This is a genomic window from Bacteroidales bacterium (assembly GCA_023229505.1).
Classification (GTDB): Bacteria; Bacteroidota; Bacteroidia; order Bacteroidales; family JAGOPY01; genus JAGOPY01.
On the sequence record JALNZD010000052.1, the window covers coordinates 1 to 25,902 of the forward strand.

General features: G+C 40.3%; 16 protein-coding genes. 1 reads left to right on the forward strand and 15 read right to left on the reverse strand.

What is annotated here, in order from left to right; genetic code table 11:
* Window positions 1-95: 95 nt before the first annotated feature.
* The 13 genes from M0Q51_14960 to M0Q51_15020 all read right to left on the reverse strand — a co-directional run bounded on the left by M0Q51_14960 (window position 96) and on the right by M0Q51_15020 (window position 21,502).
* Window positions 96-1,133, reverse strand: a complete 1,038-nt coding sequence (locus M0Q51_14960) for a DUF3570 domain-containing protein (GenBank protein ID MCK9401276.1) — start codon at window positions 1,131-1,133, stop codon at window positions 96-98.
* Window positions 1,134-1,430: 297 nt separating this feature from the next.
* On the reverse strand, window positions 1,431-2,828 hold the full coding sequence (locus M0Q51_14965) for an FAD:protein FMN transferase (GenBank protein MCK9401277.1): 1,398 nt from the start codon (window positions 2,826-2,828) through the stop codon (window positions 1,431-1,433).
* 231 nt (window positions 2,829-3,059) lie between these two features.
* Entirely contained in the window at window positions 3,060-4,643 is a 1,584-nt protein-coding gene (locus tag M0Q51_14970) for a T9SS type A sorting domain-containing protein (protein MCK9401278.1), read from the reverse strand.
* A 5-nt stretch (window positions 4,644-4,648) separates the two neighbouring features.
* A complete protein-coding gene (locus M0Q51_14975; GenBank protein ID MCK9401279.1) occupies window positions 4,649-5,635 on the reverse strand; it encodes a T9SS type A sorting domain-containing protein in 987 nt (328 codons plus the stop codon).
* A 180-nt stretch (window positions 5,636-5,815) separates the two neighbouring features.
* Window positions 5,816-7,399 (reverse strand): T9SS type A sorting domain-containing protein, encoded by a 1,584-nt coding sequence (locus tag M0Q51_14980; GenBank protein MCK9401280.1) that lies wholly within the window; start codon window positions 7,397-7,399, stop codon window positions 5,816-5,818.
* A gap of 8 nt (window positions 7,400-7,407) precedes the next feature.
* Window positions 7,408-8,391, reverse strand: coding sequence for a T9SS type A sorting domain-containing protein (locus M0Q51_14985; protein MCK9401281.1), 984 nt, complete (start codon window positions 8,389-8,391; stop codon window positions 7,408-7,410).
* Window positions 8,392-8,496: 105 nt separating this feature from the next.
* Window positions 8,497-10,089, reverse strand: coding sequence for a T9SS type A sorting domain-containing protein (locus M0Q51_14990; protein MCK9401282.1), 1,593 nt, complete (start codon window positions 10,087-10,089; stop codon window positions 8,497-8,499).
* A 9-nt stretch (window positions 10,090-10,098) separates the two neighbouring features.
* Window positions 10,099-17,373, reverse strand: coding sequence for a C25 family cysteine peptidase (locus tag M0Q51_14995; GenBank protein ID MCK9401283.1), 7,275 nt, complete (start codon window positions 17,371-17,373; stop codon window positions 10,099-10,101).
* 370 nt (window positions 17,374-17,743) lie between these two features.
* On the reverse strand, window positions 17,744-19,549 hold the full coding sequence (locus tag M0Q51_15000) for a carbon starvation protein A (protein ID MCK9401284.1): 1,806 nt from the start codon (window positions 19,547-19,549) through the stop codon (window positions 17,744-17,746).
* A 6-nt stretch (window positions 19,550-19,555) separates the two neighbouring features.
* Window positions 19,556-19,786 carry a hypothetical protein gene (locus M0Q51_15005; protein ID MCK9401285.1) on the reverse strand — a complete coding sequence of 77 codons (231 nt, stop codon included), beginning with the start codon at window positions 19,784-19,786 and terminating at the stop codon, window positions 19,556-19,558.
* Window positions 19,787-19,884: 98 nt separating this feature from the next.
* Complete coding sequence (locus tag M0Q51_15010; GenBank protein ID MCK9401286.1) at window positions 19,885-20,166, reverse strand: hypothetical protein; 282 nt, start codon at window positions 20,164-20,166, stop codon at window positions 19,885-19,887.
* Between the two features lie 50 nt (window positions 20,167-20,216).
* Window positions 20,217-20,438, reverse strand: coding sequence for an ABC transporter permease (locus tag M0Q51_15015; protein MCK9401287.1), 222 nt, complete (start codon window positions 20,436-20,438; stop codon window positions 20,217-20,219).
* Window positions 20,439-20,446: 8 nt separating this feature from the next.
* Window positions 20,447-21,502, reverse strand: coding sequence for a cytochrome-c peroxidase (locus M0Q51_15020; GenBank protein ID MCK9401288.1), 1,056 nt, complete (start codon window positions 21,500-21,502; stop codon window positions 20,447-20,449).
* A 564-nt stretch (window positions 21,503-22,066) separates the two neighbouring features.
* Between M0Q51_15020 and M0Q51_15025 the strand changes: the two genes are divergently transcribed.
* Entirely contained in the window at window positions 22,067-24,301 is a 2,235-nt protein-coding gene (locus M0Q51_15025; protein MCK9401289.1) for a TonB-dependent receptor, read from the forward strand.
* Window positions 24,302-24,314: 13 nt separating this feature from the next.
* Here the strand turns inward: M0Q51_15025 and M0Q51_15030 are convergent, their stop codons facing one another.
* Complete coding sequence (locus M0Q51_15030; protein MCK9401290.1) at window positions 24,315-25,664, reverse strand: glycoside hydrolase family 47 protein; 1,350 nt, start codon at window positions 25,662-25,664, stop codon at window positions 24,315-24,317.
* 118 nt (window positions 25,665-25,782) lie between these two features.
* A partial coding sequence (locus M0Q51_15035; protein MCK9401291.1) for an IS630 family transposase occupies window positions 25,783-25,902 on the reverse strand: 120 nt, incomplete at its 5' end.

A 25,902-nucleotide genomic window follows, 5' to 3' on the forward strand; every position in this document is an offset into this window, starting at 1 on the left:
GACCAGACTAATGATTGATATCAAAGTATCATAAGTTGAACGGTCTACACTGCACGGGGCAACGCTTAAATTTAGTAAGTTATTCTTTGTACGGACTATATTGTTCTATATTTAGGGACTAATGACTTAATTCCGAAGAATGTGCTGATAAAATGCGCCTGCAGCCCATCGGAGCGCCAGTAATAATAATACATCAGCTCAATTTCATCGAACGACCAGTTGGCAAACATTCTCTTATAAGGCGCATACCTGAAACCGGCGCCGGCTTTCACGCTGTAAAAGGCTGATAAGTCGTAGTCGGACGTGTAAAAAGTTTCAGTAAGGAGATGTTTCTTAAATGGCATGAAATATTTCGATCCGGATTGCTGGTAAAACCGGAATGAAATGGACGGAGTCAGGTAAGGGTTGACTTTGTAAAAAGTTTCCAATCCTAATGTATTGGAAAGTATGTCGAAATCATCCAGGTAAAAACGATAAAAAGTATTCAGGATCAGGCTTGTACCGATGTAAGCATTGAGTTTAACTCCCACAGGAATTTTAATACGGCGGGTTGGCAGGTGTTCCACCTTCGCCTTATCTTCACCCTTGAAATATACCCTGTGGTAAGGAGTGGAGAGTAATCCTGTCTGAATAATTACACCGGGAAAAAATCCAATGCTCATCCTGCGGTTTATCACCCTTTCAATGCCAAGGCTGAGGTTATATGAGTAACGCATGTAAATATCGAACCAATTGGTATCTCTGAGTTCTACAGGGTAAACCAGGGTGACGGGCTTTTTATAATCATCATTAAGCCTGCCCCAACGCAAGTCATCGAAGAATGCCTGAAAACTGGCATAGTAGCTCGTCATTCCAGCTTTGTCGGGGTGATAGAACCAGAGATTAAAGCCTCCCGATAGAAAATCAGACTCCAGTGACATGCTGCCCGTTAAGCCAAGCTCAATCTGCGGTTTACGGAAATATCGGCTGTAGCCGGCTGAAACCTGGAAATGCGCGTCCTGGTAAGAAGCAGATGACATATTATAATCGATCCGGTCGGTAGATGCAGAGGTAATGAAATCAATGCCGGCATCAAAAAGGATCGTGTTTGTGGAATCGATCTCATGGGAGAAGGAGACCTGAGGTGCATACACCTGCAGCCACCGCTGTCTTTACCCGTTCCTCCCCCGGCAGAGCCTTCACGGTATGCCTGGACCTTTTCCCCGAACGTATCTATCGACCTCTTGCTCATCTTCATAAAATAATCATTCAGGTAAACCCGCTGATAGGGTTTCACAGACTGGCAGGAAGACAGCATAAGGGTTGCCAGCAATAGGAGTAGGATAAGCGGAAGCTTCCTTTTCATTTGATAAAGGTAGGTACTTATTTGTTCAATTCTTCCAAGTTTCAATTTTCAAATTTCTGACTTCTGACTTCTGTCTTCTGGCTTCTCACTCTTTAGTTATTAGCAGCTCAATACCCCGGGAGTAATGAATATTATTCTTATCATCGATGATGATGCAATACGTCCCCGGCAGTTGCGCGATAAAATCCAGGCCAGTTTCCACGCCCATGACAAATACTGCGGTGGCCAGTGCATCTGAAAGCTCGGCATCAGGACTGATAATAGTTACACTTTGCACTCCTTTTGTCGGGTATCCTGTCCGTGGATCAATAATATGGGCATAGCGGATGCCGTTGATCTCGAAATACTTTTCATAATCCCCCGATGTTGCTACGGCAGCATCAGTTACAGGGAGCCAAAGCAGTATCTTGACCGGATTCGTCGGGTCGGCAATTCCGACTTTCCAGGAGCTGCCGTCAGGGCGGATTCCCCAGGCTGTGAGGTCACCACTGGCATTGACCACTCCGCTGGTAATGCCCTTTTTCATCAACATCGTCTTAACTATTTCCGCCGCATAGCCTTTCCCGATGGCGCCGAAACCGATCCGCATCCCGGGTTTCGAAAGAAAAACCTGCGATGAATCCATCAGGAGGATATGCCGATACCCGACCGAACCCAAAGCTTGCATAACCGTTGAAGAATCCGGCATCACCGGATTTTTCCGGTCGAATCTCCAGAGTTTTCCCACCCCGCCAAAGGTGATATCAAAAGCTCCCTGGGTCAGTTCCGATATTATTATGCTTCTCCGGATGAGTTCGTAAACCTCCGGGGACAACCTTACAGGTTCCTTTCCGGCATTTGCATTCAACCTGCCAGCCTCCGTGGTGTCGCTCCATTCTGAAATCATGTTCTCGATCCGTTTGACTTCATTGATGCTCTCCTGTATCAATTGCCACCCATTGTTGGAATTGGCTGAATCGACGATAGTGAATTCAAAGCCGCAGCCCATGAGCATCGCGCTGGTCCTGAATTCCTTAAGACAATCCGTCTCAGGCATCGCATTTTTCATCTGCCTGATAAACTCTTCCGTACTTTGATGTTCATACCAAAGTGTTGTGATGATGTTTCCATCCGGGTTTAACAGGACCAGGTGCGGGAACAGGCCGGTAGGATTGTATTTTTCCGCCAGTTTTTCATTTTGTAAGATGATCTCAGGCGAAAGTTTCTTCTTTTGCGGGAATTCGGCTTTCAGGATGACCAGGTTTTCTTCAGAATATTTGATGAAGCTGCTGTCGGAGAAGATCTCTTTCTCAAACCGGATGCAGGGGACACACCAGTCGGAACCGGAAAAGATCAGGAATACGGGGCGGTTCTGTTCTTTTGCACGTATAAATGCCTCTGTTTCATTATCTAGCAACTGGGCAAAAGCAGGAGAGACCAGGAATAGAAGGATGATCAATACCCAAAGCGCCGGATAGATAAATCGAATCTTGAAGGTTATCATGAATAACGGAAACCGTTTGTAAAATTAAAGGTAATCAAATACGGGAATTCATGGACGATTTTACATTTACAATCCATAAATGCAAAATGTAAAATGCAACATGAAAAATTTATCGCGATGCCCTAGTTTCTACAAATATGGAACTCCTCCGGAGTTCTTCCGAAAGCATTCCGGATTTTAAATTACAAGCCATCAATACCAACCGCGAACTGGGAACTGCGAACTATCCAACTACCTCACAACCATAAACTTAGCGTTTGCCTTCATCGCCTGTCCATTCTTCAGCACCGCAAGGTAAATCCCAGTCGGATAACCTTCCACATTGATCTGCACCTCATTTTGCCTATCCGGAACTTTGATTTCCAATACTTTCCTCCCAAATATATCATAAATACAAATTGAATAATCCTTTCCCTCATTCAACATTAAACATTCAACATTCAACATTTCCCGGCAGGGATTCGGCCACACCTCCAACCCACCCGTCTTACCGTCATACAGTCCTATAGTCTTATCGTCATCCTCCACCCCCACAATCACCCCGCAATCATCCGGCACAATGGTATCTGATGCAATTTGATACGGGCAAAGGCTGTCGTAAATAAAAGGTGTGGTATAAAAAGTGTCCTGCTCGAGATCCTGGGTTAGCTTGAAAAGGTAAGTGTCAAAATCTCCATTTTCTTCTATTGTGTTATAAAACAATAGTTTGCCATCATGTGTAATGGCCGTTTTGCTCAGCCAACCTGTATTTAGTAAAGTTAGGGAGTCTTTTATATTTCCTAGAGTATCGAAAATGATAGCACGGGATCGAGGTCCATCTTCATTGTAACTCCAGTTTGCTCCACCGGCCAAGAGGGAATCGTTAAAAAAAACAGCAGAGAAAAGAGTTCCCCAATCGTAATCCTCATGAACTAAGTCATAGACTCCAATGACATTTCCAAGCAGATCAATTTTAACCAATGAAGGACGTTTTGCGTAAAGAGTGTCAGAATGATAATAGTGGCTTATGCAGGAATAATAGTATTTTTGGGTGGGATTCATTAATGATGATAATGCCTTACCTCCCAAACAACCAGTCTCCTTGTGAAGTACAATTTCCCATTCAAAATTCCCCAATGAATCTACCTTGACATAATATGGATGAAGCCAGGCAATGGATGGATTTACTGGATCAGGATAACCACAATAGCCTGTCATCAGAAAGCCATGATCAGGAGTCAAGATCAAATTCGATAAGTCTTCATTATCGACGCCCTGATCTGGACTTTGGTAATACTGCTGCCATAATAATTCTCCGTCTGGAGAGAATTTTAAAATACCTGTCCTGTTATTATACAAAGGTAGAAATGCCCCAAAAATGAGTGCAGCACAACCTCCATCCGGAGTAATGACAATGCTTCTGAAAAAATCATTGTCACTGGTTGTCAAAATCAGCCTGCACCACTCCTTCTCACCGCATTCGTTCAATTTAATAATTAGCGGATCCACCATCCCTTCATTAATTGTACCGCCACATAAATAGATATTACCACTTGAGCTTTGCTTAAACTGATCAACCACTGTTGATCCATTGATGCTCCCCAAGAATTTATCCCATAAAATCATCCCATTCTCATCTGTTTTTGTTAACCAAGTATAATGAGGGAAATTGGGTACGACCCAACCGGTAAGCAAGTACCCATGGTCGTATGAAACATCAATGAATATACCTGGGCCAGTCAAATCATCATGGTATTGCTGTATCCACCTATTTTGAGTGTAGACTGAAAAACAAGTGAATACCGTAATTAAGAATATAAGCGTTATTCGTCTCATTAGAATTACTCATTTATAAGTACAAATTTTGAGGATTCTAATATTTCTCCATCCATGACTAATTGTACACTATATACCCCAGAAGCAAGTTTAGCCATGGGTATAACGATCTGATTCTTACTTCCTATGAGACTTTGCCGGTAACATGGCTTTCCCTCTAAGGAATAAATATCAATCCAGGGGTTTCCTGCTTTCCCTGACAGATCATAAGAGACTATAATGTAATCCTTTGCCGGATTCGGAAATATACTTAACCTATTGTCTTTTTGTTTTGAATTTCCATGTTTGTCAGGAATAATTAGTGATGATTTTAAGTTATCCGATAAATAAATCGGTTCAATATAATCTGTAATTCCATTAGCCACCAAAACATTACGAGCAAGTGAACCGGGTTTGGATTCTCTTGATTTAAGTTCCGTTAATTGCTCAACCATCAATGAATCGAGAATATCGTTACCTTGTTTTAAAGGCCATAGTATTTCCATTAGGAAATTATAATCCTCATAGTCTTGCGTCTGCTCAATTGTTAGATTTGTCAGCTGAGGAATCATTTCCAAAGTATTGAAGCAGTTGAGTGAATCATTGTTATAAAAATACAAAAAAGCGAGTCTGTAAAGAATTTCCGGATCAGTTTCACCAGACCAAAGACTAATTAAGCTATCCATTGATCCTAGAAAATCAAGTGTATCCTGTTTATATAATGATTCTAATTTGTATAATGATTCGTACTTTGCAGCCACATGTTTTGCCATTTTAGCTTCAAGAATTTCGAGTTCTCCGTCAATATTTCTTCCTTGAAGAATCTCGCCCATCATTTCATCCGGCATTGGATCAAATCTTTCATTAATTTCATCAAGTATTTCCGTTGATTTAGCAGACTGTGGATTAGCAACCAGTATATCCCTTAACATAGCATTTGGAAGTACATTCTCTTTATAAATAGCTGATTTCATCACCGTATCTGATAAATAGGGAGATTCATCCGGTTCCATAGTTCCATCGTTCCGTGTAAATCCGATGCATACGCAGTAATCCGCGTGTTATTTAAATGGAACGCGGATAACGCGAATTTTGCGAATGACCGTGAATTATTTTAAATTTAAAATTGAATTTCGTAAATTACATTGACAATGCCGAATGCCGAATTGACAATCGTGTAATTAGATCCTCAATTACCTGGCTACGACAAACTTCCTGCTTTCCAATAAATCAAAACCTTTTTTCAGGATAGCAATATACACACCTGATGTAAAACCTTCTACATTCACCAGAACTTTGTCCTGCCCATCCGGGATTTTTATTTTTTGAACTTTCCTCCCAAATATATCATAAATACAAATTGAATAATCCTTTCCCTCATTCAACATTAAACATTCAACATTCAACATTTCCCGGCAGGGATTCGGCCACACCTCCAACCCACCCGTCTTACCGTCATACCGTCCTACAGTCCTACCGTCTTCCTCAATCCCCACAATAATCCCGCAATCATCAGGGACGATGGTATCCGATGCAATCTGGTAAGGGCAAAGGCTGTCGTAAACAAAGGGAGTCGTGTAAAATGTGTCCTGCTCAAGATCCTGGGTCAATTTGTATAAGTAAGTATCAAATTCACCTGATAAGTGACTTGATATTAGAATTAGGATATTACCATCAAATGTCTTTTTTGTAAACCCTAAAAAGTAATCATTAATAATAGTAACAGAATTAGTGATATGGCCCAAAGTATCAAAAATTATAACTCGGGATTGGTAATCGTCATCATCATTACCCCAACCGGCACTTCCGGCAAGTAATGAATCATTTAAAAAATCGAAAGTCATTAATTTGCCGTAATCATAATTACCGTTAACTAAATCATATACTCCCATAACATTACCTTGCATATCTATTTTAACAATTGAAGGTCTTGTTGCTGATAATGTATCAGAATGATAATAATGGCTAATACAGGAATAATAATAGGTTTGTTCCGGATTTAACAAAGTCATAAATGCATCTCCTCCTATATCTGCTGTTTCTTTGTGCAGTATTATTTCCCATTCAAAATTACCCAGTGAATCTACCTTGATATAATAAGGATGAAGCCATCCAATTGTTGGGTTATCCGGGTCAGGGTAATAACACATTCCAGTCATCAGAAAACCATGATCAGGTGTTAGAATTAAATTCGATAATGCTTCACCACTAACACCCTGATCCGGACTTTGGTAATATTGCTGCCATAATAGATCACCTTCTGGAGAAAACCTTAATATACCTGTCCTGTAACTATACAAAGGTAGGAATGCACCAAAAATTAGTGCAGCATAACCGCCATCTGGAGTAATGGCATTGCTCCAGAAAAAATCATTGTTACTTGTTGTTGAGATTTTTTTGCACCATTCTTTCTCACCACAAGCATTCAATTTGATAATAATTGGATCGGTACCATCATCATTACCAGCAGAACCACATAGATAAATTTCCCCATTTCTGTTTTGACTAATGCGAGCAACTCCAATATTGTTATCTTCACCACCGATGAATTTTCCCCATAAAATTTCCCCATTGATATCTGTCTTGATTAGCCAGGTATAGGGTGGATAATTTGGAGTTACCCACCCCGATAATAGATAACCTTTATCATATGAAATATTCAAACTCATACCTGGGGCATCCATATCATTTAGATATTGCTGAATCCATCTATTTTGGGGATAGCCGGAAAATTGAGTTAGTACTGTTAGAAAACATATCAGCGTAAGTTGCCTCATGAGTATGTTTATTTAGATAGTACAAATTTTTCAGATTCTAATATTTCCCCGTCATTTTCTAAACGAATACAATAGACACCTGAGGAATAACCAGACAAAGATATTATTGCCTGATTTCTTGTTCCATATAGATTTTGTTTGTAGCAAGGTTTTCCATCTATGGAACTTATGATAATACTTGACTTACCTAGTCTTCCTTTCAAGTCATAAGAAACAATGATATAATCCTTTGCCGGATTAGGAAATATAATTAACCTATTGTCTTTTTGTTTTGAATTTCCATGTTTGTCAGGAATAATTAGTGATGATTTCAGGTTATCCGATAAATAAATTGGTTCAACATACTCAATAATACCGTTTGCCACCAAGACATTACGAGCAAGTGAACCGGGTTTGGATTCTCTTGATGAAAGTTCTGTCAATCGTTCAACCATCAATGAATCGAGACTTTTGTTACCCTTTTCTAAAGGCCACAGTATCTCCATAAGCGAATTACAATCATCATAGTCTTGAGTCTGCCCAATTGTTAGATTTGTTAACTGTGGGACCATGTCCAAGGTACTAAAGCAGTTGAGTGAATCCTGATTATAAAGATACAAAAAAGCGAGTTTGTACAAGGATTCCGGATCTGATTCTTCAGACCAAAGATTGATCAAACTGTCTAATGATCCCGTGAAATCAAGAGTGTCTTGTTTATAATAGGATTCCAATTTATGAAGCGATTCATATTTGGTTGTCTTATGTGTAGCTAATTCGCCCTCAAGGATTTCAAGAGCCCCTTCAAAGGTTCTTCCTTCCATTATCTCAGCCATCATCTCTTCAGGCATGGGATCGAATCTTTCATTTATATTATCAAGTATTTCCGTTGATTTAGCAGACTGTGGATTAGCAACAAGTATATCCCTTAACATTGCATTAGGAAGTACATTCTCTTTATAAATAGCTGATTTCATCACCGTATCTGATAAATAGGGAGATTCATCCGGTTCCAAGGTTCAAAAGTTCCAATGTTCCAATGTTTATGGGTTTTACAGTTTTTATAAAGACCTTGCATATAATGTCTCTACAAAACAGGTCTTCCGATAGCGAACCAGGAACTATCTTGCTACAACAAACTTCCCCGAGCAAACATACTGACTTTCATCTTTCAGCACCGCCAGGTAAATTCCCGGCGGATATCCTTCCACATTGATCTGCACCTCATTTTGCTTTTCCAGAACTTTGATTTCCTGCACCTTCCTCCCGAAAATATCATAAATCTCCAATCTCAAATCTTTGTTAAATCGTCCACCGTCCATGTTCAATCGTACATGAAGCAGTTCACTCGCTGGATTGGGAAATAACTCTATCCCTCCCTTCTTACCGTCGTACCGTCCTACCGTCTTATCATCTTCCTCAATCCCCACGATCAGCCCGCAATCATCCGGCACAATGGTATCTGATGCAATTTGATACGGGCAAAGGCTGTCGTAAATAAAAGGTGTGGTATAAAAAGTGTCCTGCTCGAGATCCTGGGTTAGTTTAAACAAAGTAGGGTCAAACTCACCTGATGTATGATCTGAAATTAAGATAAGAATTTTATCATCAAACGTAGTTTTTGTAAATCCCAAAAAGTAATCATTAAGTATGGTAACAGAATTAGTTATATTACCCAAAGTATCAAGTACCACTACCCGGGATTGCGGTTCATCTTCTTCATTTCTCCAGCTTGCACTGCCTGTTAACACTGAATCATTCAGAAAATCAAAAGTCATTATTTTTCCAAGATCATATAATCCATGAACCAAATCATATACTCCCATAACATTTCCCTGCAAGTCCAACTTAACTATGGCTGGTCTCGTCGTATAAAGTGTATCAGAATGATAATAGTGGCTAATACAGGAGTAAAAATTGGTTCCTGATGGATTGACCAATGACATGAAAGCTTGTCCTCCGATGTCCCCGGTTTCTTTATGTACAATCGTTTCCCATTCAAAATATCCCAAAGAATCAGCTTTGATATAGTACGGGTGAAGCCAGGCAAGGTCCGGATTTTCGGGATCAAGATAATAGCAAAAACCTGACAAGAGAAATCCTTCATCAGGCGCTAGATTCAAATCGGATAATGTTACCCCGCTAACGCTTTGATCAGGACTTTGATAGTACTGCTGCCATAATAAATCGCCGCCCGCTGAAAACTTCAAAATTCCTGCCCTGTAAGTAAACAACGGTATAAATGCCCCATAGACCAAAACAGCACAACCACCATCCGGAGTACAGACTACATCCCAGAAAAAATCATTGTCGCTGGTTGTTGAGAATTCCGTGCACCACTCCTTCTCACCACAGGCATTTAGTTTGATGAGCATTGGATTTGCGTCATTACCACTCATTGTACCACCGCATAAAAAAATTTCTCCAACAGAATTCAGGCAAATTTCTTCTATCGCAAGGGTTGAATTATTGGCCCCACCGATTAGTTTCTGCCATAAAACCTCTCCATTAATATCCGTCTTGATTAACCAACTATAGTGTGGTAAATTTGGACTTATCCATCCTGATAACAAATAACCATTGTCGTACGAAATTTTTAAATCCTTAACTGGTGCATTGAAGGCATCCATGTAATGCATTAGCCACCTGGATTGAGAAAATGAGCCGTAATTAATCAGACCAATTAAGAGGAATATTAGAATATTTTGTTTCATAAAAGTCAATCATTTAGAAATCACAAATTTAACTGTTCCGATAATTTCTCCATTATTTTTCAATTGGATACAATAAACACCAGATGAAAATCCGGATAAAGAAATAATTGTCTGATTTTTTATCCCATTTAAATACTCCTGATAGCATGGTTTTCCATCGATTGAACTGATGCTAATGCTTGACTTTCCTTGTCTTTCTTTAAGGTCATAAGACACGATGATATAATTTTTAGCCGGATTAGGGAACACAATTAGATTGGATTTATAAGATTTAGTATCTCCGGATTTATTTGGATTGACAAACACGGATTTCAATTCGTATGCAAGATAAATTGGCTCAATATATTCAATTATACCATTTGCTATCAGTACATTACGAGCCAAATATCCAGGTTTTGAATTGTGTGACATTAATTCTGAAAGTGGTCCAACCAATGTGGAGTCCAAATTGGTTGTATTGTGATTCAAATTCCAAAGAATTTCAAGAAGCAAGGAGTAATCATCGTATTCAAGCATTTGTTTATCAGTTAAAGTTGATGATTGCGGTATGCTATTTAATGTGTTGAAACAATTTGTCGAATCATGCTTATTAAGATATAAAAAGGCTAACTTATATAATATTTCCGGGTCATTTTCCATGGACCAAAGGGCTATTAGGCTATCTTGAGATCCCAGGATATCAATTGTATCAAGCTTATAATATAATTCTAGTTTATGCAGTGATTCATATTTGAAAGTCATATGTGAAGCTAATTTACCTTCAAGAATTTCAAGATTACCTTTGATATTTCTGCCCTCTAATATGTCATACATCATCTCTTCAGGCATAGGTTCAATCCTTTCATTCACCCTTTCTATTATCTCCGAGGATTTAGCGGATTGTGGATTTGCTACAAGAACATCCCTGATCATCGCGTTTGGTAAGACATTTTCTTTATAAATAGCCGACTTCATCACCGTGTCGGATAAATATGGAGACTCATCCAGCAATTGCTGCCTGATTTGATAAGCTTCATCAGGTAGACTTGTTACAACTTCAAAATTAAGGGCATAAGTGTCCCCACCGTCTAAGAAGGTTTGAATACTATCAGAGTATAAAGTAACCAATCCCTTTTCTGAAGACACCACACTTTTTTCCAAACTTAAATTGATGCCTCCGCCTCCATAATTAGATGGACAAGCAGCATCTTTAGATTCAAATGTATATCCAAAGGCAGGTTTAGGATCCACTAAAGGCTCAGGGGAATAAGGATCTGGAGAAATTTTATAATCAGTTTCATTTTCGCCATGGTAATTGTATGTAATATTATTACAATAGTCATGGTTAAAATAGTTGAACACAGGAGGATCGCCGAAAGAGAATGTATTTCCAGCCAGAGATGTAAGTGAGCTTCCATTACCTTGATTCTGAGCAATACCCTGGTTTCGGCCTTGCAGCCAAAGACCATGCGGCGGTCCTTTTTCAGGTATAACATGAATATCATTCATACAAAGATCAAAGTTATTGCATTTCAGGCAAAGTCCTTCTCCTGTTTCATTCCTGTTTTGTCCGTAGGCTACAATTCCATAAGCAAGATCCGAGAAATCATTTTTATAAACTTCGTTAGGCTCAGAGCCTGAATTGTTAATGTACATTCCTATATTTTCATCCAGGCCATCGCCCCAACCTTGAAAGGAATTTTCTTCAATCGTGTAGCCACTGCAAATTTCCAGATAAAGGCCATATCGCGGAATTTCATTACCGGTCGATTTTTCAGGAACAGTAAATGTATTAAAATTTATGTTGGCATTATTTATGCAACTGACAAACATTCCTTTTTGGTTCAAATGAAAGTCGGAGTTCAAAACGGTGATTGACCTGTTCTCCCTTCCCTGCCCATGAGATTTAATCCCGTAACTTAAGTTATAGAAATAATTTTTTTTAAATAAACTACAAGGTGGGTTTCCGTCCAGACAAAGCCCATGCATGAAATACGCCGCATTATAACTTTCAATTCCATTACCTCTGCTATTCCAGTTGTATTCTTCGCCTGAAGTATTCATAAATTGGTTTCCACTAAGTCTTATACCAACAACATCATCCATTCTTATAAAAGCCACAGGGCTGGCTCCATTTTCAGCTAAATGACCATTCGTAATGAAAGTTGAATTTGAAATATAACTTGCATAATCCAATTCATTATGTGGTGGATTATATGGATCGAAATTGCGATAATTATAGAATCTGATTCCATAGATATTGTTTAAAAAAGTTGCTTCTCTGCACAGAAGTTCGCCACCTGTATAATTCTCGTCAACCGCTCCATTCACCGATTTAACTGTTGCAACTCCAATCCGTGCATTCTCAATGACCGCATTTCCACTTAACTCAACTTTGCCTGGAGGAAAGTTGAGATCATATTGGCTTTTATCTTTGTATCCCCAAACCTGGATCCCTTGCCAAAGACCGCCACAGGCTGACGTTATGATACCACCGTCAACCACAAGCCTGCCACCGCGTTGCACAATAATTTTAGAATCATCAGGCATTGCTACCCTACCGGTAATTGTCAAAGTTACATCTTCTGGAATAATAATATCTCTGGTCAGAACTTTGTAATCATCCCAAACGAGAGGATCTACCTCTGGATCAATGGTCCAAGGATCGTTTGGGTCATAAGTACAGGCAGGTTCTTCGTAGACAGCATTATTAAAAGAATTTAGCCGGTACAATGGCCATTGATCATGACCGGTTTCCCCATCGGTTTTCCATACATTAACATAACCTCCATATACGGCTACAATTTCGTTCAACCCATCATGGTTTACATCACCTATAGCCGGTGTTGCCATTAATCCATCGACTGCCAGCGGCCAACCCGGAACCTGAGAGCCATCGAGATTAAATGCATAAATGAAGTTATTAACGGGGTCAGCAATAATGATTTCACTCTCGGGGTCTTTGTCGACATTCGCAACTAAAGGTGCAACATAAGGACATTCGAGACCTTCAACTTCAATTGGAAAATGACCATTAAAATATTCTCCTGTAGCTTTCCAGGCATATACTTTTCCAGCATCTGCAATGATAACTTCAATGATTCCATCAAAATCAAGGTCAGCCACGGTTAATGCAGGATAATTGCCATTATCTGTGCTGGAAATATCAATAATGTGATTAGTTTGATCATACGTCCAATTTGTTACTTCGCTTTGATCATGATTTAGAGCGAAAATATGAGCTTTTTTATCGGAATAAGCTGAAAGAAGTATAATTTCAGGATTAACATCTGAATGATCAAGTTCCGCTACAACTGGTCTGCAATCCATGCCAATCAAATTTTGCCATTCTTGTGGTACATAAAATGCTCCAGAGATTCCCCGATACTTACTACCATCATAATTATAAATAAACAATCCCGCACTACCCTCATAACCAATTATTATTTCCTTTTTTTCATTTAAATCCAAATCAGCTACCACGGGAATCCCATTGGTAGTGGTATCAACAGCTACTTTTGGCCAACCTGGATAAATCCAACTATTATCATGTTCATAGGTCCATTGAACATTTAGTTGACCGTGCCAAATATTTGCTCCAATTATTTGAATATCTTCTTGATAATTTAAATCTAATGGTGAAGCAACCAACGCATTTTTCACGAAGTGATTTTCGCCATATTTATGAATCAAATCTGGCTTTTTGTCCTCATCTGGATCACCGGCTGAGTAAAGAAATATTTTTTTATGGTCTTCTGATGAAGTTCCATCTGTTGTTGCAAATGCCACTTCACCATAAGATGGATTATTGTTCATTTCTCCGATGATTGGTGTTGCCTTCATTCCTGCATTGGAGAAGTTTTTAAATCCGGCGTAAGTAGTAATATTACTATCAATATTGTACAATTCATCACCATTGGAATAGAAGGCATATAATGCACTTTTTGATGCGGTGTAAATACCACTGCTACCATCATCCATTGGAAAGAAAATTTCCAGTTCCGGATTATCACCTTCGACTACTTTTGTCGGAATTGCGTTATAGAGAATTGGTGATCCTTCGGATCTTAATCCATAATCAGGCACGAACAATGGCCAGGGTTCCAATGAGGGGAGAGTGGTCCATGCTTTGAGAGCTGTAGTAAATGGCCCTTGCGGTAATCCGTTTGTATAAGAAGAAATTTTGTAATAGTAAACTTTACAGGTTTCAACATTAACATCGGTGTAAACTGAGAAATTATTTATATAAAGGTTTAGTCTTTGATAATAGTTTGAATCTTCAATATCGCCGCCGGGAGGTAAAGTATCAGGATCAAGCCTGTAAATATTAAATCCTTTTGAAATAGACAATGGTAGTGGATCCCAGGTTATCGTGATACTTGCATTATCGGAAAAATACGCGATACTATCAGGTTTTATTTTATTATTTATCAGAATATCGAACACATAGTTTTTATTATTAGAATCTTTGATTTTTAATTTTATTGGAAATGTGGCTGTAAAACCTAAATTAGCATTCATTGTGACTTCGAATGATCCAACACACCATGAAGAATTAAGCGGTTCAATTGGATTAAAGGAAACTTGACCGGGGTACTGACCATTTTGAATCGAAATAATGTAATTATATAATGAATCAAGTTCAATTACTGCTTCAGTAATTACAGCGTTCAGGCTCCCGGTATTCAACAATTCCACATTAAAATGTACAGACTCTGCCGGGTCTGCAAATATATCCCCATCTGTGGACCAGGATATTTTGTTTCCTCTATAGACCAGTTGAGAGGCCTTGACCTGCAGAAAAAATTCTTCAATGAAAGAGTATTGGTCATCATTGGAGAGGATTTGGAGGCTGAATGGAATGAATAATAAATCAGGCGTATCATTATCAATGGTTATTTCAAATTCACTTATAGATGGCTGAGAGGAACCCGGTCCTATATCTTCATATTCTGAAGACCCTTGAGTAATTGTTGCATACCCCGGTTCAGTGGATAGAGTAGCTTTAATACCGGTTGCATCAATAATGTTACCAGAGTTTTCCAACAATATTTTGAATTTATTTACTCCTCTGTGTAGGTCAAGATTGTTCGGATCAAAATCCTTAATATAAAGATGAACGTCAGGCTCGGAATTTACCGCAACATTGATCGTTGTGTCAGCATAAAGATGATTTGCAGCAGTAGCCCTTATCCGTATTTGTCCTGGCGTATCCGGTTTACAATTAAAAGTCACGTCATGTGTGCCCCAAGGACCTGTTGTTTTTTTTACGCCATATACTTCATTATCTTTAAAGATACACACTAAGGCTTGTTCATTAGGCGATAAGCCATCAATGGTTACCATAAGATTATTCACCCCAGTTGTTAAAGAGCTAGGATTCACAGTTATTTCTAAATCCTGTTTAATACTTGATGTCCATACTTGTAATTCAGGATCACCTAAAAAATTAAGATTTCTCTTATAAAAACGACCGTCAACCTCAGACATTGCAATCCTTGATTCATAGAATATTTTACCCAAATTAAAAAGTGTATCATTATACAATTTTTCGAAAAATTTGTGACATTGAGGTTCTCCATTTTCCCATCCAAAACCAATATTACCGATAAAGCCTATTCCTATTCCATGAAAATTGTTAATTCCTGAGCCATTTATAAAATGTTCCGCAATGCAGTCTTTATTAATTTCATTCGGTTGACATCCACCAGAAAACATTATTTTTAGTATATCATCAGCTTCTAATTCCAGGTTATTCATATCATTTAAGGATATACAAGAGTTATTGCAGAGCTGTGAAGTCCCCAGGCTTGAAAAACCGGAATGGTCGATATGAGCGAAAATGTGTTGTTCTCCCTCTTCAATATCCCCTTTTAATGCGTCGAGTACAATATCCTTGTTAAGCTCATAATCCTCGTACCAGTTTATAACGTCCAAATCGTAAATTCTCGTTGTAGAATTTTGCAGATTACCTGGTAAAGCATCAAAAACAGGATTCATCCAAAATTTCATTCCCCTGGCATCACCACTATCATTTTCATTCATACATCTTCTTAGATTTGCTCCTATCAATGTAATTTTTTCAATACAATTTTGAAACTTGTTTTGCTCATATTGTTTAATTTTATTAACAAAATTATTTGTTTCTTCAATATTTTTAACCGGGGCTCTTCCAATCCAATTGTCGGGGAATAAATCCAAAGAATTATCATCATCCCAGAAATCGCAGTCTCCATCAGGGTTCCAGTTATAATTTTCATTATTATCCTTATGAACATCACTAAAATATAGGTCAGTAACCCTTAGAAAGCATGAACCAGTATATTGATCACATTCATAAGTCGCAATTCTTGATGGTATAATTCCCGTATCACCTCCCAATAATACATAAATAGCATCTCCCCAATTATTGCGTACATCTTTAAGATAATTAAATATTTTTTCAGCCAGATCAAAACCAGGGTAATATTCTTCAATCTGACTGGTCGTCACTACTAATACTGGTATGCCTTTTCCCATTTTCCATTCAGCTAATTCATCAAATGAACTTTTTAACTCGTCATTAGTTATAATAATATATTCCACCACATCTCCACCTGCCCAGGGAAGAAAAAATAAATTAAGGGGACGTGTTCCTTCAGAAGGTGGTTCTATGAATTCACAAATAGGCCCGCTTTCATCAATGTCCTCGGGATTATCGACGGTTTGAGCTAAAAATTCATGGATTTCCTCATATTGATGAGATGTCATTTTTTTTATCAGCGGATCTGTTCCGGTAATTTGGTAATTTACAGTAAATGTAATTGAATTAAAAAGTGTTAGTTCCAGCTCAGAAGGAATGTACTGTAAAGGAAACACCCTTAATCTCACCATTGTATAGCCTAAATAATTAGTCAATGCTTCAATTTCAATTAATTCTCCATTGTACCGGGAATTTGAAGAATAATACACTGAGTCGGGTTCTACAAAAGGAGGTGCCGGTCTCCCATCTAAAATGGCGGGAGTTTGTGTCGGATAAACCAGATATGATGCAGGAAAAGTAAAATGTGTCGTATCAGAAAAACTAATATCAATAATTTCAGCATTTTTAGGTAGTAAATATTGTTTGATAATCACCGGCATGTGAGGTGCACCAATCACATCAGTAAACTGGCAACCAAAAAAAGACGGTTGAGTATAACCATTAATCGTGTCAAATTTTAAATCTGGCACATCAAAAGTCAAAGTTGCTGTGAGTTGAGCATTTGCAAGGAATGTTAAAAATAGCAATCCCAATACCAGGATTAAAGATTTAAAAGTTTTCATAACAAATTGGTTTTTGAAGGTTAATAAATGAAATAGAAAAGACTTGATTGCAAAGAAGGAATTAACTGAGGAGATGGTTTTCCGGAAAAGAAATTTAATGGGAAATAAAAGGAGTTTGGACTCTCTCTCTCTCTCTCTCTACGGAAATGCTATGTTGATAAATCCATTCCATGCTGGAAGTATTAAAACCGGGCGATTTTTCATGAAATGGGTGATGTAAATGTACAAAATTAAAAGCTAGAAAGCAAGAGCGTTTTATAACTTTTTAGAACCCCTATGGAGTTCAAATGACCACTTAATGACAACCTTATGACTACTTTCTGACGACTTAATGACCAATGACCAATGACTAATGACCAATGACCAATGACTAATGACCATTGACCGCCTTAACCCACCTCGGCACCGCATCAACAAGAATGATCACCAGGGAAGCCATAATAATTATAGTAAGTACAAGATTGACCAAGCCCTGCACCCGTGTCGCGTTTTCTGCGACCTGTGGGATAAAGATGTTTTTGATGTTCATGAAACCGGCTGTCATGGTAGTAATTCCTACGAAAGCCATGGGCACAATTGTTATCCAGGCGTATTTTGGTTTGCTGTGGTTGATGATGTATGAAGTTCCGATAGCCAGGGCGATGGTGCCCATCAATTGGTTGGCCGTACCGAACATCGGCCAGATGGTACTGACGCTCCCGGTATAGACAAAATAGGCCCAGGCGAAGACTACAATAAGGCTTGCGAGAATGTTGCCAGGCCATAACCAGCGGGTATATCCGAAGGGCTTGTAAATCTTTCCCAGGATTTCCTGCAGTACAAATCTTGCAATCCTGGTTCCGGCATCGATAATCGTCAATATGAACAAGGCCTCGAACATGATCGCAAAATGATACCAGTACGACATCAGCTTCTCCAGCCCGGGGATGGAGGAGAAAATCTGCGCCATGCCAACGGCCAGTGAAACCGCTCCTCCCGTTCGGCCTGCGATCTCTTCGCCTACTTCTTTGGATAAGGTTGATAGGTTTGATTCGGTAAAGCCCATTTCCTGCAAGGTGGGGAGAAGCTGGGCAAACTTCTCTACCGGAACATTGATCTGGAAGTAATCCAACGGGAACAGGCTGCTGGCGGCGATGAGCGCCATTACACTGACAGCTCCTTCGGAAAGCATGGCTCCCACCGCAACGAATTTGATATGCGACGCTTTCATGATCATCTTAGGCGTTGTCCCCGAACTGACGATGGAATGGAAGCCGGATATGGCGCCGCAAGCAATCGTAATGAACAGGTAAGGGAATAATGGCCCGGGAATGATAGGCCCGCCGCCATGGATAAAGGGTGTGAAAGCCGGCATTTTCATCTCCGGCATTACAACAATGATGCCCACGGCAAGCATGGCCACTACAGCCAGCTTCATGATCGAGCTGAGGTAATCCCTTGGTGAAAGCAGCACCCAGACAGGCAGGACAGAGGCCAGGAATCCGTATGCGGCGATCAGGATAGTCAGGGTGTGTTTGTCAAATTTAAACCATCCGGCGATTGAGGAATCCGGGATATATTTCCCGTAAATCACGGAGAGGCTCAGGAGTATGACGCCAATGACCGTGGCTTCGCCGGTTTTGCCTTTGCGGAAACGGAACATCCAGAAACCCATCAGCACGGCAATGGGGATGGTCATGGCGATAGTGAAGGTTCCCCATGAACTTTCCGCCAAAGCATTGACCACCACCAGTCCCATGCCGGCCAGGGCAACGATCAGGATGATCAGGATAGCGAGGGAAGCAATGACACCGCTGGTTTTGCTGATTTCGGCCTTCGCGATAAACGCTAATGATTTACCATCATGTTGTACCGAAGCCACCAGGATTACCAGGTCATGGACAGCGCCGGCCATTACCGAGCCAATGACCATCCAGAGGAAGCCGGGGAAATACCCGAACTGGGCTGCAAGTACCGGCCCTACAAGAGGCCCTGCCCCTGCAATCGCTGCGAAATGATGCCCGAAAATCACCCATTTCGACATGGGGTAGTAATCCCGCCCATCATATAGACGGTTAGCAGGCATGGATTGTATATCCTGAATGGTCAGGACTTTCGCTGCGATAAAGCTGTAATAAAGCCGGTATGCCAGTACGAAAATAAGGATAGCACCTATGATCAACGGGGCTGCATTCATCTTACATCATTCAAATTTTAATACATCCACAGGATTTGTATTGGCCAGTCTCCTGACCTGGAAATAAATCGTTAACCATGCTAAAATAGTAACAATTATTATAGGGAGGAGGAATATCCAATAACTGATATAAGTCCTGTAAGCAAAGTTTTCCATCCATTTATCCATGATCCACCAGGCAATTGGCAGGGCCAGGAAGCTTGCTATGAAGATCAGCCTGAGAAAGTCGAAGGTCACTTTCCTGGCAATATTCCCTGATTCAGCGCCGAGGACTTTCCTGATGCCGATCTCCTTTTTCCGCTGACTGAAGGTGAAGTTAGCCAGTCCCAGTAATCCTAAACCGGCAATGAAAATGGCCAGTAAAGAAAACCAGAGTATGGCTTCCCCGGAATTGCGGACTCCTGCATAAGCGCCTTTAATGGGATCCCCATTACTTTCAGATAGTCTTCATCCACATCAAGCACGTGGATCATGATGGGCTCTTTTAATCCTTCAGGCACGTATCCGTTCCAGTAACTGGAGATCCAGGGAGAGGACAAAACCGAACTGGCGGTACTTTCTGTTAAAACAACCTGGTAAGGCTCTGCAAGTGCTGCTCCGGGATTTCCCCGAAGCAATGAAAAAGAGAAAACCTCAAACAGGGCAGAATCGGAATAGGTGATATTATCTAACTGGTAATCATGATCCCGTCTTTTTCTTCCCTGACGATAACACGGTAGATCTGGTCCTTGTTTTCGTGAAAACGGTCGTAGCTCAGTTCATTGAAGACATATTCGAGGATCAGCAGGGTAGTTGCCATGCCGATAGCGAGGCCAAGGATATTTAAAATGGTGGATGACTTGTTCCTCCAGAAGTTCCGCAGTCCTGTAATAAAGAAATGTCTGAGCATGGTAAATGTTAAACAGGCAGCTCAGGTGGGGTAGCCAAATCTTTCGGAACCGTTCCGGTCAGAGATTTCAGGAAGGTTACGATTTCCTGGACTTCCTGGTCGGCAAGGCCTTTATTCAATTGGGCCTTTGCAATGATCTTCACGGCATCATTCAGGTTATCGATACTTCCATCATGAAAATACGGATACGTTTTTTCGACATTTCTTAAAGAAGGTACTTTAAAAAGGAATTTATCCGCCTCATTTTTAGTCACATCGAACCTGCCATTATCAATTTTTTTGCTTTTTGTCAAATCCCAATAGTTACCGGCAAGGCCGAATTTCTGATACATTGTTCCCCCCAATACTGCACCTGAATGGCAAGCTGTACAACCCGCATTGAGGAATGTCTGAAGACCCTGTTTTTCCGTCTCAGTTAACGCAGTTTCATTTCCGTTTACATATTCGTCGAAACGGGATGGGGTGATCAGTTTCCTTTCAAATGCGGCAATGGCTTTCTGTATATTGCCATAATTGATAGGTTGCTTCTCGCCAGGGTATGCTGCGGCAAATAACACCTGGTAACCTTTGATTTCACTTAGCCGTTTGATCACAAATTCCTGATCGGGCATCGACATCTCGATAGGATTCAGGATCGGGCCGCCGGCCTGCTCTTCAACATCTTTAGCACGACCATCCCAGAATTGGGTGAAATGGAAAGCGGCATTTAAAACGGTCGGTGAATTGCGTCCGCCAAAAATGCCTCCATCACCGGGGGAAGTGGGTTTGTTGTCCACACCATAAGTGTTCAGGTTATGGCAGGAGTTGCAGCTGATGTTTCCTTCTTTCGACATCCTGTTTTCGAAGTACAAAGTCTTCCCGAGCACTACCTTTTCAGTGGTAATGGGATTGTCAGGGTTATCCGCTGTTTTGGGCAAAGGATTGAAAGTGGTTTTCGCCCTGCCGAGGAGACCGGCGAATCTTGCGGCATCGGCTGTTGCTTTGTCGGTACTTTTTTGCGGGGACTGATTGCAGCTTGTTAAAGCAAGTGCTGCAATTACCAGCAGAAAAAAGATTTTTTTCATAGAGTCTGGTTATTTGAATGTTATTAAAGATTTGAGCTAAATAAAATCTCTCTACAATATTATTAAAAATTTCGACGAATGTAATAACGGGACAAAAAGAATAATAGCTCTTCGGCGGTATCTATTTCAGGCCAATAATATCATAGAGCTATTTAATTCATTATTTTTAGCGTCTGAAAGATGGCTTACATATCTTGATGCAAAAGAATAAGATCATACTGATTTTTCTGCTGGTCATTTTCCTCGCTCCTTTGGCAGGTAAATTCTTTCATCACCATGATGAAATGACTTACGCTTTGGATATCAATCACCATCATCAATACATAAAAGAAAACTGTCCGGTCTGCAATTTTGAATATTTTACTTGCTCTTATGAGTTACAACAGGCCAATCATCAAATAATTCAGCTTTCTGAAAAGTATTATTTTGCATCCAATCCTTCTCTGTTAATCCAACATGGCATTTTTTCATTTTTATTGCGTGCACCTCCACTAAACAAGACGATTTTGTAGCCCTGTAATTCACATCCATTTTATTTCTTGTTTAATATAATATCGTAAACAAATGAAAAAGTACTTCATTTTTATTATAATTATCATATTTTCAGGTCATTTAATCAAGGCCCAAAACCTGATTATTGGCAAAATTACCGATGAGGATTTCGAGCAGCTGGTTGGAGCGAATATTTATATCCCGGAATTAAATAAAGGAACTGTTGCAGACAATAACGGGAAATATGTCCTGAGCGATATTCCTGACGGGAAAATCAAGATCCAGTTTTCATTCATTGGTCACACAAATGAAATAAGGACAGTAATATTTAACGGTTCTCCCGTTGAGATGAACATCACCTTGAGCACTACAGCGATTGAAACAAAAGAAATAGTTGTTTCGGGGGGGTACAATGCGACACAACATGAAAACGCAGTCAATATTGACATCCTCAAGCTTAAATCGCCGACAAATATAATCTCGCCCAACTTTACTGAAATGCTCACAAAGGTGCCGGGCGTCGATATGATCTCGAAAGGAAGCGGGATCTCCAAACCTGTCATCAGGGGTTTGTCGATGGACAATGTCCTGGTTTTAAATAATGGCGTCCGCAACGAGAATTATCAGTATTCTGACCATCATCCCTTAGGAATCGACGAATTTGGAATTGAAGATGTCGAGATCATCAAGGGGCCGGCTTCGCTGCTGTATGGATCGGACGCCATCGGAGGCGTGATGAACTTCATCAAAGAAAAACCGGCCCCGGTGGGCCAGATCATTGGAGATTATCACCTTCAACTTTTTTCAAACACCCTGGGACTTTCGACCAACCTGGGCATGAAAGGGGCCAGTAAAAAATTCTTTGGCGGGATTCGTTTAGGGACTAAATCCAATACAGATTTTTTACAGGGTGGGGGTGACTTCGTGCCCAATTCCCGGTTCAGTACAATGTCGATTAAGGCGAACGGGGGCTTCACCGGTAAATCCGCTGTATCTAAAATAAATTATGAATTCAGCCGTCAAAAACTTGGACTGACCGAAGAAGAAGCGGTTGAAGCTATAACGTCCAGGGAGAGAAAGAATGAAATCTGGTACCAGCAATTCAATAATCATCTTCTTTCATCACAAAATAAAATATTCCTGAACAATTTTAAGATCGAAATAAATGCCGCTTTTCAATCCGCCGGACTGATGCATTATGCAGGGATCGATACGACAGAAATCGCCATGAGACTTTCAACATTGACTTATGAGACAAAACTATATCTTCCTTCCAAAGAAAAATCAGAATACATCATTGGATTCCAGGGATTTAACCAGTTCAATCTAAATATTCGGGACGCGGAAGAAATCTTATTGCCCGATGCTCAAACGGATAATTACAGTGTTTTTTCTTTGCTGCAATTTCACTTGTTTGATGAATTTAAAATGCAAACAGGTTTACGGTACGACCATAAATTCATCAATACCAGTGAGGTTGGTTCACCTATAGATTATAATTACCGCAGCCCGTTAAAACTAGATTACGGCAGCTTCAGCGGTTCGGTCGGGGCTACCTATGAATTTGCGGATAAATTATTCTTCCGGGGTAATTTTGCAGCCGCATACCGGACACCGAACCTGGCTGAGCTGACATCCAACGGAAAACACGAAACCCGCTATGAAATCGGCAACAGTATTCTTGTTCCGCAAAAAGCCTATGAAACGGACGTCAGTATCCATTACCATACTGAAAATCTGACGTTTGATTTAGCTGGTTTTTATAATATCATTGACGATTATATTTTCATCTCCCCCACGAATGATACTACCCCTGACGGCGATCACATATACCGCTATAATCAAACAAATGCCACATTGTTTGGCGGGGAAGCCGGGATCCACATTCATCCGGAAAAATTCAGGTGGATACACTTTGAAGCGACATTTTCAAAGGTGACCGGCAAGCAGGGCAATGGAGATTACTTGCCTTTCATACCTGCCAATAAGCTAAATTTTGAACTGAAGCTGGAGAAGGAAAAACTGGGCATTTTGCAGGATGCTTTCTTCAAAGTCAATTCCTCTTCGGCTTTTAATCAGAATCACCCCGCACCGGATGAAATGAGAACAGATGGTTATACATTGTTCGATATCAGTTTAGGGACGAAGATAAAAATCGGCCAGCAGGCTTTATCAGCAGAAATCAGCGTTAATAATATTTTCGATAAAAAGTATATCGATCATTTATCGACCCTTAATGAAGTAAATTACTTTGATCCTGGCAGGAACGTTGCGATTAGCTTTACTATTCCATTCGCAATAAAATAATCCCCAGGGATATTCATTTCCTGAACAGATGCGCCTCCGTACTAAAAACACAATCGTCAGGATTAATGTCTTCAGGCGCCGTGAAGACGAGGTACAAGTATTTCATCGTTTCCGCCAGAAAGAAAGTCTCCATGTGGTCTTTCTGCTCTTTGGTAGTAACATCTTTTATGCACGTAAAAGCCACTTCGGTCCGGCAATACATCATCAGGTCACTGAAATATTGAGATGCCATCTCCTTGTATATTGTATCACCGGTAAAATAATAAAGATAATAGGCCGATTCGATAATTTCGGGATTCAGGTCATAGGAAGCATTGAGGATTTCTTTTTTCCGGTAATCATAAACCATCGGTTCCAGGCCGTATTGCTTCCACACACTGTTCCAGGAATCCTGATATCGTGCTGCCCTTTCAAGGTCACCTGATAAGGCCAGTAAAGCCGGGAAGAAAGCGTCGTATAAAGTCACTACGCTATTGACCTTTTCGCCGGTTTCCATGTCCACCGTGCCATACCATAGCGCAGTATCCACCTCATCGGCAATATAAGTCTGGATGCTGACGATGCTCTGGTCCCAGATGTTTTTGATCTCTTTATCCTTAAAAAGCAGCCAGCTTTTATAGAGATATTCATAATAGCTGTCGATGCAGCACCCGATATGGCTAATGCTGTCGGTCCAGGCTCCCGTTTCCACATTAATGCTCTCGCCGATCAGCCCGATGGAAGACCTCCGGTTGAAAATAGCCAGGCTAGCATTTTTTGCTTTTTCGAAATAAACCGGGTTCCCCGTAAATCGGCTCAGCATGCCCATTTCCAGCAGGCAAGAGCCGCCTTCGGCCATGTTCACCACTTCTCCTTTAGCTTCTCCCGTTTTAAGATTTACCCAATAGTAGGGGATGCCAGTAGGGGAACTGAAAGCAGGGATCAGCCTTTTTCCGAAATCTTCCGCTTTTGCCAGCACTTTCTTGTCTCCGGAAAACTCGTACATCGCTAGCAAACCACCAAGAATGCGGATATTGACTTCGAAAGTCTTCACAAATAGATCTTTATCAAAATCAATACTATCGACCACATAACGCTGAACTTCCTCCGCCTCCTTGTCAAGTCCCATCACCTTCATGGTGCTGTAAGCATCAATGGGTGATATGTGCAACGACTGTTCGTACCAGTCCATATAACTTTTTGAGACGGGAAGCAGCACATCATGACCCCAGGCGTAGGTTTTATAGGCATTCCAGGAACGGACAAACTCCGCCTTGATCTTTTCAGCCATGAGCTGGTCCGCCTGGCTGGTTTTCTTTTCTGTCGTCTGGCAACCGGGAAATGCAATCAATCCTACTAAAATGAGCTGGAATAGTTCTTTCATTTCAGTTCAAAGTTCAAAGTTCAAAGTTCAAAGAGCAAAGTTAAAGTTTCTTAGTTCTATAGTTTAATAACAACTTTGCCCTTTGCCCTTTAAACTGAAATTCCTAACTACTGTCATGTCAACGCTCATATGACGGATAAAGTTTTTTCAGTTTAATGCGAGCCTTCTCCTTTGTGAACTGCCAGTTAATTTTCTTATCGAACCCATTGCGAGCCTTCTCCCAAGCTTCGACTTCTTC

Coding starts and splice junctions, on each gene's coding strand:
- M0Q51_14970 (MCK9401278.1), bottom strand. CDS start 4,643: ATGAGACGAATAACGCTTATATTCTTAATTACGGTATTCACTTGTTTT.
- M0Q51_15030 (MCK9401290.1), bottom strand. CDS start 25,664: ATGAAAGAACTATTCCAGCTCATTTTAGTAGGATTGATTGCATTTCCC.
- M0Q51_14990 (MCK9401282.1), bottom strand. CDS start 10,089: ATGAAACAAAATATTCTAATATTCCTCTTAATTGGTCTGATTAATTAC.
- M0Q51_15025 (MCK9401289.1), top strand. CDS start 22,067: ATGAAAAAGTACTTCATTTTTATTATAATTATCATATTTTCAGGTCAT.
- M0Q51_14965 (MCK9401277.1), bottom strand. CDS start 2,828: ATGATAACCTTCAAGATTCGATTTATCTATCCGGCGCTTTGGGTATTG.
- M0Q51_14980 (MCK9401280.1), bottom strand. CDS start 7,399: ATGAGGCAACTTACGCTGATATGTTTTCTAACAGTACTAACTCAATTT.
- M0Q51_15015 (MCK9401287.1), bottom strand. CDS start 20,438: ATGCTCAGACATTTCTTTATTACAGGACTGCGGAACTTCTGGAGGAAC.
- M0Q51_14975 (MCK9401279.1), bottom strand. CDS start 5,635: ATGGAACCGGATGAATCTCCCTATTTATCAGATACGGTGATGAAATCA.
- M0Q51_14995 (MCK9401283.1), bottom strand. CDS start 17,373: ATGAAAACTTTTAAATCTTTAATCCTGGTATTGGGATTGCTATTTTTA.
- M0Q51_15000 (MCK9401284.1), bottom strand. CDS start 19,549: ATGAATGCAGCCCCGTTGATCATAGGTGCTATCCTTATTTTCGTACTG.
- M0Q51_15020 (MCK9401288.1), bottom strand. CDS start 21,502: ATGAAAAAAATCTTTTTTCTGCTGGTAATTGCAGCACTTGCTTTAACA.